The organism is Clostridium sp. BJN0013 (genome assembly GCF_040939125.1).
In the GTDB taxonomy this organism is placed as follows: domain Bacteria; phylum Bacillota; class Clostridia; order Clostridiales; family Clostridiaceae; genus Clostridium_B.
Genome location: NZ_CP162495.1, coordinates 1736730 through 1750163 on the forward strand (window position 1 = coordinate 1736730; position 13434 = coordinate 1750163).

Here is a 13434-nt window from a genome sequence, read left to right on the forward strand (position 1 = left end):
TAATATATCAATGTATAACAGCAAATTTAGAAGGTGGTGTAATTTGTAAGTGTATGAGGAAGATTATATAAAAAGATTGATAACGTCAATTGGACAAATGTTAGTTGCTATTGCTGCAGGACGAGATGCTGTAAAAAACAATATTAAATTAGACAATAATAATGTAGTTATTTCAGAAGATGGATTATTAGAAATCATGATTAGGAAAGATATACATGATGGTAAAATTAATGAAGCTGAGAATAAGATAATTGAAGCAATAAAATCATGTAAATCAAAACGAAGCTGTGAAATAGCGTTATTCTTTTATGAGGAAATCAATAAATGGGATGAAAATAAACTTAGTAAGTGTAATTTTTCAAGGCAAAGAATAATAGAAGGATTAAAAACTGTGAGAAAATTATATGGACAAATATAAGAGTAGCATTTGTATATAATTAATTATTATTCATAATTATTTAAAGAATCAAAAACTGCTGTCAGCCCTTATAAAATTTAAAACATAATATTCATGCACCAAACATTAATATATTTATGCATAAATATTATGTTTTAAAATACTCTAAGTCTGCATTCTTTAATTTAGAATTTTTTATATTTATTTAAATTATAAATTACAGAAGCCTATAATAAATAATTGAATTATATAAAATGTTATATTATACGTAAAATGGAATATTTGCAAATGAAGATTAAATATATTTTAAAGCATTTTCAATGTCTTCAATTATATCTTCAATATCTTCTATTCCCACAGATAAACGGAGCAAATCCTCATAAACTCCCATCTGTTGTTTCTCTTCATCGGTATTATTAGCACATATGGTGGAAGAAGGGTGAATTATTATGGATTTAGTATCACCTATATTTGTGAGGTTCAAAATAAGATTTAAATTATCTACAAATTTAAAGGCTTTTTCCTTGCTTCCAAGCCTGAAAGTCAAAATACCTCCACTCCCATTTGGATAATATTTTTTTGCTAAATTATAGTATTTTGAAGTTTCAAGGCCCGGATAATTTACATCAGTTATGTTATCATTTTTCATTAAATATTTAGCTACAATTAAAGCATTTTTGCAGTGTTCCTTCATTCTGAGAGAAAGAGTTTCTATTCCTGTAAGATTAAAAAAAGCATTAAAAGGGGAGAGGGCAGGACCTATATCCCTTTCTATGGTATCTTTTAGCTTAGCCGTAAAAGCCATTTTCCCATATTTTTTAGTATAGGGTCTAAAATTTTCATATTTTGAATTTATATATTTGTCACTGCCGCCATCTACTATAATACCTCCTATAGAATTAGAAGTACCATTTATATATTTTGATGTAGAGTGAATTACAATATCTACTCCATATTCTAGAGGTTTTATAAGGTAGGGAGTAGTTATTGTAGAATCTAGCATTAAAATTATATTATTTTCTTTGCAAATTTTAGATACAGGTTCTATATCCAAAACATCTAATTTAGGATTTCCTATAGTTTCAGCAAAAACTAACTTAGTATTTTTATTTATGGATTCTTCCAAAGTTGATTGATTTATATTTTCTAAAAATCTTACTTTTATCCCTAATAATTTTAAGTTTCGTATTAATGTATAGGTACCGCCGTATAAACCACTGGAAGCAATTATTTCATCTCCAGGTTCTACTATGTTCATTATTGAAATATAGATAGCACTCATACCAGAGGCAGCAGAGGTGGCTATTAAACCATTTTCTATAGTGGCAATTCTTCTTTCAAAAGAAGTAACTGTGGGATTTGATATTCTTGTATAGGAATATCCCATTTCCCTGCCTTCAAATATATTCTCTAGCTTTTCCGCGCTAGTATGGGCATAGGCGTTTGATAGATATAAAGGAACATTGGTAGCACCTGTTGCATCTGTTTTTAAATTTCCATGTATAAGTTTAGTATTAAATTTCATAGTTTCACCTCAATTTATTACAACTGACATAATCAAATATAATTATGTCAGTTGACTGATTGTGAATTTGATATTATTTTTCTACAACTAAAAGATTATAGCCTTTATAATTTCTATCTATAGAAACTATTTTATGTCCTTCTTTTTTTATGCTCTCCGGTACATTTTTTATTGGATCACCATCGTCTATATAAAAGCCTCTTTTTTGTCCTGGTTTAATTTTGGATAACTCAATTTTAGCTTTTACAAAATTCATAGGACATTTTACTCCTCTAAAGTCGATGATTTCATAATCCTTTTTTTCTTTAAGTTGTTTTCCATCTTCAGAGGGTGCATTTTTTTGCTCCTCCTTAGGAAGGGTTATCTCAAGCTTTCCATTTAAGGATTCATACATAGCCTCAACTTTTTTATATAAATATTCTATTTCAGAAAATTTATCAGATATATTTTCTAAATCTCCAAGTTTGTAATCTATAAGATTTTCAAATAGTTCTTTTATTGAAGATTTAACATAACTTGTATCTATAAAGGCTTTTTCAAATTCTTTGAATATTTCTCTGGGTTTATTTGTATCTATTCCTCTAAGTACCAGAAGGGTTCTTGTAGAAGATACAGCAGAGGAATATAAATCCTGTTGGTTTTCAGATTCCTTATATTTAGCAAGGAAAGATTTGGCATTTGATAAATCAAGTTTAATTACATCCATTACTCCGCTGCTGCATTCTCCAGGACCTCTGTTTTTCAAGGAGAATTTTTCACAGGCTCCAAAATCAAAGAAAATATCCGATTTACTGGTAAATTTTTCTATGTGGCTATATTTTTCTATTAATTCTTTTATATCAGAAGATTTATCAGCTAAAAATTCATAGAAGTCATCATAATTTGAATCAACTTTTAATTTTGATAGCTCATGGAGAAATTCAGGAACTTTTTTAGCTGGAATATCTCCAAAGGCATCTCCCATCCTGGCACATCCTGAACCAACTTTTCCTCCTAGAGAAACAGAATACATAGGTATAAGTCCTTCTTCGGTTCTTCTAGCTCTTCCATGAAGTCCTATCTGTCCTTTTTCATGTTGAGCACAAGAGTTAGGGCATCCTGATATATATAATCTTGGAAGAGAGGATTTTATTTCTGGAGAAGTATTTTTAAACTCTTCTTTTATGGCAGTTAAGAGATTTTGTGAAAGACAAAGTCCTAACTGACAGGTGGAAGCTCCAACACAGGTGAGGGAATTATCTATGTTGTAAATAGAAGTAAAATCTTTAATTATATCGATTAATTTTTCAGCATCATTTTTTTTAAGATCTCTTATAAAAAATCCCTGAGTATTTGTAACCCTGATTGAGGGTTCGTAATTTAAGTTTTTAACAAAGTCAAGTATAGCATCTAAATTATCTGTACTTAAATGACCACTTTGTGGATGTATATAAACAGAATAATATCCTGACTGTTTTTGAGGAAATAATATATTTTTTAATTCTTCAGATACAGCTGCTTTTTTTACTATATCTGCTGAGGTGTTTAATATAAACTCATTTTCGTCTACATCTACATCTAGATTTACAGATGACCTTAATTTGTCCACTTCTTCGTTAAATAATTGGATAAATTTTTCATGTCCAAGTCTTTTGACTATAAATCTTATTCTAGCTTTGTTTTTATTGGTTCTGTCTCCTTCCTTTTCAAAGAGATTTTTCATGGCCTGTATATAGTAGAGAATATCCTTTGTCTCTATAAAATCCCTTAATTTTAAGGATATTGAAGGGCTTCCTCCAAATCCACCGCCCCCATACAATTCAAATCCCTTTTTATTATTCGATATTTTAGCTATAAATCCAAGATCCGATACTGTAGCATTTGCGGTGTCTTCATTACTATTTGAGAAAGCTATTTTGTATTTTCTAGGAAGATTCATTGTAGTTGGATCCTTTATTAAATAATTAGTAGCAGCTTTTACATAAGGAGTTACATCAAATACATCATCCAGGGAAACTCCAGACAGGGGAGAACATTCTATATTTCTTACAGTATTTCCTCCAGTACCTTTTGTAATAATTCCTACTGCTATGAGAGATTTCATTATAGGGTATACATCTTCTAAATTAACACTTTGAAATTGAATATCCTGTCTTGAGGTAAATCTGATTTTGCCATGAGAATATTTTGCACCAAGTTCACTTATGCATTTAAATTGTTCTAAGTTTATAACACCACCGGGTACTCTGGTCCTTACCATATAAGTTTCCTTTTCTCTTTGTTCATATACTCCCATAGAAACTCTAAAAGCCTTGAATCTTAAAGGGTCTATTGTACCTAGTTTATATTGTTCTGATTTATCTTTAATGTCTTCTATAGATTTGTAGTTATCTTCATTTATAGCTATCATATAAATATCACTCCCACTAATTTACTTTTTAAAAATGTGGAACTATTTTATAGTATAGTTCAGTTTTTCCACATTTTTGTCCTTATCTATTTTAAATAGATTAAATACATACTCAGGTTTTTCAAGTGATAAAATTCCGTATAATATTTTAGTATCGAAAGCAAGTCTTTTATCTTCTTCAGAAGGCCTTGAGGGGGAATAAGGATGTGAATGGTAATTCCCGATAATCTTAAGTCCTGCATTTCTTATACATTTTAAAGCATTAAACTGTTCTTTGGGATCCATGGAAAAATGTTCACTGCTTTTATCTGTATTTGTTAAAGCAAATATTTTTTTTATAGATATATCCTCTCCAGATGTACTTCCTGACAAGTATCCGCAGCATTCATGAGGAAATTCATTTTTCGCTTGTTCTACAATCTTTTCATATTCTAATTTATCTATATAAATCATATAATCACCCTTTTAATTGTCCAGTTTTTAAGTCGCAGGCTGCTTGTTCATAATCTATAAGATTTTTTATGGTAGGATGTTGTCCGCATACTCCACAGTTTTCATTTTTACCTAATTTTATTTTCCTAAATTCCATAGTAAGTGCATTGTAAGTTAAAAGATATCCAGCTAAATTATTTTCAAGATTAAGTAAATATTTAATTGCTTCTGTTGCCTGAAGAGTACCTATTACCCCTCCCATAACACCAAGTACTCCTGCTTCTCTGCAGGTAGGCACTACTCCATCAGGGGGCGGTGATTGAAAGATACATCTATAACAAGGTGTACCGTTATTAGGTATATAAGTGGTGAGTTGACCATTAAATCTTATTATTCCCGCATGGGAAAAAGGTTTCTCAGAAAGTACACAAGCATCGTTTATTAAAAATTTAGCTGGAAAATTGTCGGTACCATCTATAATAAAATCGTAGTTTTGATCTTTTATAATGTCTAAAATATTACGAGAATCTACCAATTCATTATAGGTAATTACATTTACATCAGGATTTAAACGGTTTACAGTTTCCTTTCCAGACTGAACTTTAGGTTTTCCTACATCTTCAGTTTCATGTATTATCTGTCTTTGAAGATTGGAAAGGTCCACATTGTCTCCATCTACAAGACCAAGGGTTCCTATTCCTGCAGCTGCAAGATACATAGCCGCAGGTGCTCCAAGGCCTCCAGTTCCAATTATGAGTATTTTGGAATTAAGAAGTTTTTCCTGTCCTTCTACTCCAACTTCTGATAGTATTATATGCCTTGAATATCTTTCTATTTGTTCTTCACTATAATCCAAAAGTTCCACCACCCATAAAATATAAGAAATCTATTTTGTCATTTTCTTTTAGTACAGTAGTTGAAAAGTTAGCTCTGTCTACAAATTCATCATTTAATTGCACAGAAACCATATCTGGCATTTCCACATTTCCAATTTTTAAAAGTTCTGTTACTGTTAATCCATTATTTATTTCTTTAGGATCTCCATTTATTTTTATGTTCATGACGTCCTCCTTGTTATTTTGATATTAAATAGCATAAGAAAATTTACACCATTTAATGTTTTAACCGTTTTGGTAAAAAGAAAACATAAATTTATAACTAAAATAAAAACCTTCTTGCTATGAGTTACAAGAAAGTCTTTCATTCAAGTTTCTCATCTGTCAAGCAAATACATGCCTGCTGGAATTAGCACCAATGAAAACAATCAGGTTGCCGGGTATCACAGGGCCAGTCCCTCTACCTCTCTTGATAAGAATTTAATATTTAATTATTTAAATACTAACATACTTAAATTAATCCTGTCAATAATATATTTTTCACTGTTATGCTATTGACATAGCTCCAGGTTTCAGTTTATTATAGGGGTAAGTTTTTTGTATTTGATTTTTAAAGGTATGATAATTATGGTGGACAATTATAAATTATTTAAAGATTTAAACCCGGATGAAAAAAACATATTTAATTTAATTCAGAAAGATGGAGCCATGACTAAGAATGAAATCCTGCTTAAAACAGGAATGAAGTTGACTTCATTAAATCGTATTATGGGTCCTCTTGAAGAAAAACGTATTATAGTACAGAAATGTATAGGAGAATCTACAGGAGGTAGAAAACCTATTCTATATGATATAAACTTATGTAGATTTTATATTGTAGGGATAGATATATCTAAAACTCATGCACAAGTTTCCATAGTAAATTTAAGAATGGAGATTTTTTATAAGAAGAGTTTTTATGTTAATTCTTCCGATTCATATAATGAAGTTGTAGAAAAAATTGTGAGAATTATAAGTGATGCTTACGTAGAGTTAAATTTAGAGTTTATTGATCTTATTGGAGTAGGACTTGGAATTGAAACAGATATCTGGAATGATGTGAATATAGACGAAATACTTGAAAAAAAATTGGAATGTAATGTAGTTAGTGAAAATGGTGCAAATTCAGCTGTTATTGCAGAGTATTTATATGGCAGTGGAAAACAATTTAAAAATCTAGCTTATTTTAATTGTGGATTGAGAATAAGAGAAGGGACAATTTTACAAGATAGAATTATAAAAACAGCAGATGATAATGAATATGCTTTTGAGCATATGGTTATCAATACAAATCAAGATGTTGATTTTGATAAGGTATGCCTTTCAGTTCAAAAAAACAATGAACTGTCTGAAAAGATAATTTTTGATGTTGCCTCTAAATTGGGGAAAAGTATAGAATTTTATAGTGATTTATTGGATTTGAATTGTGTTATATTAAGTGGACCTTTAATTAATTCGGATCTGTTTTATGAAACATGTGTAAGATATGTTCCTGAAAAGGTTATTTTCAAAAGAGATGGATATTTTAAAGAGGATGCAATTTCAATAGGGGCTGCGGCTTTACTTTTGGAAAGATGTATTGACAGTAAAATATAATGAAAATAAAGAGATAAATTAGTAATAAATAAAAATTTTATGTTGACAAAGCATTTTAAAAGTTATATTATGTACGTAAATTAAAAATGAATTAAATAACTTCTTATCAAGAGAGGTGGAGGGACTGGCCCTGTGATGCCCGGCAACCTAAATGATTTTTTTCATTCAATGGTGCTAATTCCAGCAGGTATATCCTGAAAGATGAGAGACAAGAGGATACAACCTCCTGTGGTTTCTCCACAGGAAGTTTTTTTTTGTCTATATGAAAACCACCTGCTATGCAGGTGTGTTCAGAATAGCTTAAGCGGTGAACAAAAAACCTCACTTTGATAAAATAGAAGAGGTCTCGTCAACCAAATCTATAATCAAAGGAGGTTTGCCCTAAATGGACAGTAATAGTTTATCACATACTAAATGGAGATGTAAATATCATGTAGTATTTTCACCCAAATATAGAAGAAAAGAAATATATGGAGAAAAAAGAAAAGAGATAGGAAAAATATTAAGGAAACTTTGTGAATGGAAAGGTGTAGAAATAATAGAGGCGAATGCATGTGAAGATCATATACATATGCTTTTATCGATACCACCAAAGACAAGTGTTTCAAGTTTTATGGGATTCTTGAAGGGAAAAAGTAGTCTAATGATATTTGAGAGATTTTCAAATTTAAAATATAAATATGGAAATAGGCACTTTTGGTGCAGAGGATTCTATGTAGACACAGTTGGAAAAAATAAAAAAGCAATAGAAGAATATATAAGAAATCAACAGAAAGAAGATATGATCGCCGACCAAGTAAGTATGAAGGAATACATGGACCCTTTTAAGGGTAGCAAGTAACATAAATTGCGGCTGGCGAGATCTTTAAGATGCCTTGAGGCATAATGCTGGTAATGTGCCCTTATAGGGCTTAGGAAAAACCACCAGCTAAGCTGGTGGATATTTATTTGGACTGACTAGAAAACTAGAGATCAAATTTAATTTATTGTAAGTGTTTGTATGCTTGTAATAAGTTAAATTTGATCTCTAATTTTATAAACTTATTTCCAATTTGAAAATAAGTTTTAATTATGAAAGATATGAATACAGTAAAGTAAATAATGAAAATTGACTTAGGAACAGTTAAACAGATTTTATACTTTAAATATGATATGAATTGGGTGGAAAGGAGATAATAATATGCCAAATGTAATTTTATCACCTCAAGAAGAAAAAATACAAGATGAAGCAAAGGGAAAAGTTAATAAGTATGCCGATAAGAGGGTATTTAAGATTTTAAAAGGATTTGAAAGAAGTAAACCTCGTATTGATATTGAAAGAGCAAAATATTTTACCGAGTCATTTAAACAGACGGAAGGTCAACCGCTTATTTTAAGATGGTCAAAAGCATTGAAACACATTGCAGAAAATATAACTGTATATATTGACAATGCTCAGCTTATTGTTGGTAGAGCAGGGTATCAAGGAAGATATGGGCTTTTATATCCAGAACTTGACGGAGATTTTTTAGATCTTGCAATAAGGGAATTACCTAATAGAGTACAGTCGCCTTTTAATATTTCTAAAGAAGATACTGAAGTTGTAATAGAAGATATTGCACCTTATTGGAAAGGAAAAACTTTTCATGAAGATTTAGCGAAAACTCTTCCTGAAGAAACATTAAAACTAACTTATGATCCTAAAGATACATTGAAATCCAGATTTATAGTTAATGAGACGGCATCTTTTAGATCTTCAATACAGTGGGTACATGATTACGAAAAAGTATTAAAAATAGGATTTAAAGGTATAAAGGAAAGTGCGGAAGAAAAATTGAAAGAACTTGATCCATTAAGTCCTGTTGATAATACAGAAAAGAAACCTTTTCTTGAAGCTGTAATAAACGTGAGTGAGGCAATTATAATTTGGGCGAGAAGATATTCTAAACTTGCTGCAGAAAAAGCATTAGACGAAAAAAATCCTGTGAGAAAGCGTGAATTATTAAAGATAGCAGAAATATGTGCATGGGTACCTGAAAATCCTTCCCGTAATTTTTATGAGGCTGTACAATCACAATGGTTTACTCAGATGTTTTCTAGAATCGAACAGAAAACGGGAACTGTAATTTCTAATGGAAGAATGGATCAATATCTTTACCCATATTATAAAAAAGATATAGAAAAAGGAAATATAGCGGATGAAGGGGCAAGAGAGTTACTTGAATGTGTATGGGTTGCAATGGCACAGTTTATAGATCTTTATATATCACCAACAGGCGGAGCATTTAATGAAGGGTATGCACATTGGGAAGCAGTAACTATAGGTGGACAGACAAAAGAGGGCATGGATGCCACAAATGAATTGACATACCTATTCTTAGAATCAAAAAGAGAATTTCCATTAAATTATCCTGATCTTGCTGCAAGAATTCATTCAAGTTCACCAGAACGTTATTTATATGAAGTTTCGGAAACTATAAAAGAAGGAGCTGGATTTCCTAAATTGATCAATGATGAGGAAGTAATTCCATTGCTTATATCTAAAGGGGCTAATTTTGAAGAAGCTTATGATTATGCAGTTTCGGGTTGTACAGAATGCAGAATGCCAAACAGGGATACTTATACAAGCCCTTGTGCATATATAAATTTTGCAGCAGCAGTTGAAATGGTTCTTTATAATGGTAGGATGAAGCTTTATGGCGATGAAGTTATAGGACTTGAGACTGGAGATCCGAGAGATTTTAAAACTTGGAAAGATTTTTGGAATGCATATATAGCTCAGCAAACTAACTTTTTAAAGCATGCTTTTATACAACAATATGCCATAATAAATCTTAGACCTAAACATTTTGCAACACCTCTTGGTTCAGCATTGCATGATCTATGTATGAAAAATTTAAAAGATCTCCATGAACCACATATAGATGGCGGCATTGATCTTGGGTATTTTGAATTTATAGGATATGGTACAGTTGTTGATTCTTTGGCAGCTATTAAAAAAGTTGTTTATGAAGACAAAAGAATAACTATGGATGATCTTATAGATGCAATTTCTTCGAATTTTGAAAGTAAAGAAGCCATAAGACAGATTCTCATTAATGCACCAAGTTATGGAAATGACGATCCATATGCAGACTCCATTGCTAAAGAACTTGATAGGGAAGCTCTTAAATTTACAAAGAGGTATTCTAAGGAATTAGGTGTGTATCTTGATTTAAGATATGTACCATTTACATCACATGTACCTTTTGGAAAAGTTGTTAGTGCGACTCCAAATGGAAGAAAAGCATGGACACCACTTTCAGATGGTTCCTCTGCATCACAGGGAGCAGATATAAATGGACCTACGGCTGTACTTCTTTCAAATTATAGCTCTAAAAATTATAACTATAAGGAGAGGGCATCAAGACTTTTGAATATAAAGTTAAGTCCCTCCTGTGTTAAAGGAGAAGAAGGTACTAAAAAACTTATATCCTTTATAAGAACATGGTGTGATTTAAAATTGTGGCATTTGCAATTTAATATTATAAATAGGCAAACACTTTTAAATGCTCAGGAAGATCCTGAAAAGTATAGTAATTTATTGGTGAGAGTAGCAGGGTATAGTGCATATTTTGTAGAGCTATCAAAGGAGCTTCAAGATGATATAATAGCAAGGAATGAACATGAAAATTTATAATTAAAATGACTTTATATAAAGCTATGGAGGACTAAAATGAATGAAACTAATAGAAATAATGATAAGGGCTGTGTTATTAATATCCAGCATTATTCCGTGCATGACGGTCCTGGTATTAGGACGCTGGTTTTTTTAAAGGGATGTCCTCTTAGGTGTAGATGGTGCAGTAATCCGGAATCTCAGAAAAGCAATCCAGAGTTAGCATGTAATTTAGATAAATGTATAGGCTGTACTGAATGTGGAAAATGTGTTGATATGTGCAAGTATAAGGCGATAAGGAAATCGAAGGATAAAGTAATAGTAAATAGGAAATTGTGTACAGAGTGTTTTATTTGTAAAGATGTATGTCCATCGAAAGCTTTATTTGTGTTTGGAAAACTTATTACATCAAATGAGATAATAAATATAGTAGAGAAAGATGTAGTATTTTATTCTAGATCTGGCGGAGGATTAACTATAAGTGGAGGTGAACCATTTAACCAACCATATTTTACAATTGAATTGCTAAAAAAGGCTAAGAAAAGAAGAATAGATACAGCTGTGGAAACTTGTGGATATGCTAAGTGGAGTATTTTAAAACAAGGATGTGAATTCTTAGATACAATATTATTTGACATAAAATGTATGAATTCAGAAAAACATAAAAAATTTACAGGAGTAGATAATAAATTAATACTTGATAATTTCAATAAATTATGTATACAATTTCCTAATAAGAAGAAAATTGTTAGAACGCCAATTATTCCGAAATTTAATGATTCTATTGAAGATATAGAGGAAATAGTCGATTTTCTAAAAAATAGATCTAATGTAAAATATGAATTATTACCATATCATCGTTTGGGACAACCTAAATACAAATACATCGGAAAAGAGTATTTTATGGGGGATATAAAATTGGATAATCAAAAATTTGAAAAGCTAAAAAAAATAAGCAAATTATGATGAATAATTGATAAGGAGAGCTTGTTTGATGCATAAGATAAAAGATTTTTATAAAATTGTAGAATATTTAATCTTACCAGTAACTGTGCTAATAGTTTGGCAAATACTTTTTAAAACTGGTTTGGTAAACCCTATATTATTGCTAGGACCTGGAAAAGTATGGCATTCATTTATAAATCTCATAGAAGCAGGAACTTTATATAAAAATATAGGTATGAGTATTCTCAGGGTATTAGAAGGTTTTTTGATAGCTTCTGTAAGTGGAATATTTTTAGGTATAATAGTGGGTTTGTCAAAACATTTTGATAGGATAACAAATATTGTGATTCAAATTATCAGGCCCATACCTCCAATTGCTTGGATACCTCTTGCTATACTTTGGTTTGGAATAGGAGAAAATTCGAAAATATATATAATTTTATTAGGTGCGTTTTTCCCTATTTTTACAAATGTTGTTGAAGGCATACATCGAGTTGACAAGAAATTAATTGAGGTAGCTTATGTTCTTGAAATACCAAAAGGGAAATTTATAAGAAAAGTTATAATGCCGTCATCTCTACCATTTATAATGACGGGAATACGATTGGGATTAAGTGGTGCATGGATGTGTGTAGTGGCTGCTGAACTTATAGCATCTACAAGTGGTGTTGGATACATGATTTCTGATGCAAGGCAGCTTTCTCAAACGGATGTTGTAATTGTTGGAATGCTTATAATAGGTGTTATTGGAAAAACGATGGATGTCTTACTTTTAAAACTTCAAAGAAGCTTAGTAAAGTGGTAATTATAAATATTGTGATTTAGGGAGTAAATATGAATATGGATAAATTAACAGAAGATAGAATTTTAATTAGAAATTTGAATAAAAAGTTTGTTATAAATAGAAAAAGTGTTCCTGTACTTGAAAATATTAATTTACATGTGGAAAAAAGCCAATTTATCAGTATAATAGGAAGCAGTGGTTGTGGTAAAAGTACACTTCTTCGTATAATTGCTGGACTTGACAATGATTATGAAGGAACTGTTGAAATGGATGGGGAAAAAATATTGAAACCAAGTTTAAAAATAGGGATAGTTTTTCAGGAACATAGACTTTTCCCCTGGTTTACTGTAAGTGAAAATATATCTTTTGGATTACGGGATAAATCCTATAGCGAGAAAAAAGAAATAGTTAAGCAACATTTAGAATTGGTTGGATTATCAGGATTTGAAGATGCTTATCCATCCCAACTTTCAGGTGGAATGTCACAAAGGGTTTCTATAGCGAGAGCATTAGCTAATAATCCTGAAATACTTTTAATGGATGAACCATTTGGTGCCTTAGATGCACTTACTAGAATTCAGATGCAAGAACAATGTTTAAAAATTTGGGAAACAAAAAAAATTACAATAATATTTGTAACTCACGATATTGATGAGGCAGTATATTTAGGAGACAAAGTTATAGTTATGTCGCAGAGGCCAGGAAGAATAAAAAAAGTAATACCGATAAAAGTTAAAAGGCCAAGAGATAGAAATAGTTATGATTTTTTAGAGATAAGAAAGTTAATATATGAAGAATTTTTTTCTGATCAAAAAGAAATAGTTAATTATGTAATTTAAGATTAATAAAAAGGA

At 30.7% G+C, this 13434-nt stretch carries 12 protein-coding genes and 2 riboswitches; of the genes, 7 read left to right on the plus strand and 5 right to left on the minus strand.

Annotated elements, in window-relative coordinates:
• The first annotated feature begins 49 nt into the window (after positions 1-49).
• The gene (locus tag AB3K27_RS09120) at positions 50-418 is read left to right on the plus strand and encodes a DUF6483 family protein (protein WP_368490876.1); all 369 of its coding nucleotides are present in this window, start codon (positions 50-52) and stop codon (positions 416-418) included.
• Positions 419-692: 274 nt separating this feature from the next.
• On the opposite strand, the gene AB3K27_RS09125 is transcribed toward AB3K27_RS09120, so the two are convergent.
• The 5 genes from AB3K27_RS09125 to thiS form a co-directional block, all read right to left on the minus strand.
• Entirely contained in the window at positions 693-1922 is a 1230-nt protein-coding gene (locus AB3K27_RS09125; RefSeq protein ID WP_368490877.1) for an O-acetylhomoserine aminocarboxypropyltransferase/cysteine synthase family protein, read from the minus strand.
• Positions 1923-1995: 73 nt separating this feature from the next.
• A complete protein-coding gene (locus tag AB3K27_RS09130; protein WP_368490878.1) occupies positions 1996-4311 on the minus strand; it encodes a sulfurtransferase TusA family protein in 2316 nt (771 codons plus the stop codon).
• Positions 4312-4353: 42 nt separating this feature from the next.
• On the minus strand, positions 4354-4764 hold the full coding sequence (locus AB3K27_RS09135; RefSeq protein ID WP_368490879.1) for a M67 family metallopeptidase: 411 nt from the start codon (positions 4762-4764) through the stop codon (positions 4354-4356).
• A 4-nt stretch (positions 4765-4768) separates the two neighbouring features.
• Positions 4769-5599, minus strand: coding sequence for a ThiF family adenylyltransferase (locus AB3K27_RS09140; RefSeq protein ID WP_368490880.1), 831 nt, complete (start codon positions 5597-5599; stop codon positions 4769-4771).
• Positions 5589-5804, minus strand: coding sequence for a sulfur carrier protein ThiS (thiS, locus tag AB3K27_RS09145; RefSeq protein ID WP_368490881.1), 216 nt, complete (start codon positions 5802-5804; stop codon positions 5589-5591). Before thiS ends, AB3K27_RS09140 begins: the two co-directional genes overlap by 11 nt.
• A gap of 149 nt (positions 5805-5953) precedes the next feature.
• Positions 5954-6058: riboswitch (SAM riboswitch) on the minus strand.
• 118 nt (positions 6059-6176) lie between these two features.
• Between thiS and AB3K27_RS09150 the strand changes: the two genes are divergently transcribed.
• From AB3K27_RS09150 to AB3K27_RS09175, 6 genes are all read left to right on the plus strand, one after another.
• A complete protein-coding gene (locus tag AB3K27_RS09150; RefSeq protein ID WP_368490882.1) occupies positions 6177-7214 on the plus strand; it encodes an ROK family transcriptional regulator in 1038 nt (345 codons plus the stop codon).
• 100 nt (positions 7215-7314) lie between these two features.
• Positions 7315-7422, plus strand: a riboswitch (SAM riboswitch).
• Between the two features lie 177 nt (positions 7423-7599).
• Complete coding sequence (gene tnpA, locus AB3K27_RS09155; protein ID WP_368487531.1) at positions 7600-8055, plus strand: IS200/IS605 family transposase; 456 nt, start codon at positions 7600-7602, stop codon at positions 8053-8055.
• Positions 8056-8394: 339 nt separating this feature from the next.
• Positions 8395-10872: a pyruvate formate lyase family protein gene (locus tag AB3K27_RS09160; protein WP_368490883.1), complete on the plus strand. Its 2478-nt coding sequence runs from the start codon at positions 8395-8397 to the stop codon at positions 10870-10872.
• Between the two features lie 36 nt (positions 10873-10908).
• Entirely contained in the window at positions 10909-11817 is a 909-nt protein-coding gene (locus AB3K27_RS09165; RefSeq protein ID WP_368490884.1) for a glycyl-radical enzyme activating protein, read from the plus strand.
• 28 nt (positions 11818-11845) lie between these two features.
• On the plus strand, positions 11846-12601 hold the full coding sequence (locus AB3K27_RS09170) for an ABC transporter permease (RefSeq protein ID WP_368490885.1): 756 nt from the start codon (positions 11846-11848) through the stop codon (positions 12599-12601).
• 35 nt (positions 12602-12636) lie between these two features.
• Entirely contained in the window at positions 12637-13419 is a 783-nt protein-coding gene (locus tag AB3K27_RS09175) for an ABC transporter ATP-binding protein (protein ID WP_368490886.1), read from the plus strand.
• Positions 13420-13434 lie beyond the last annotated feature (15 nt).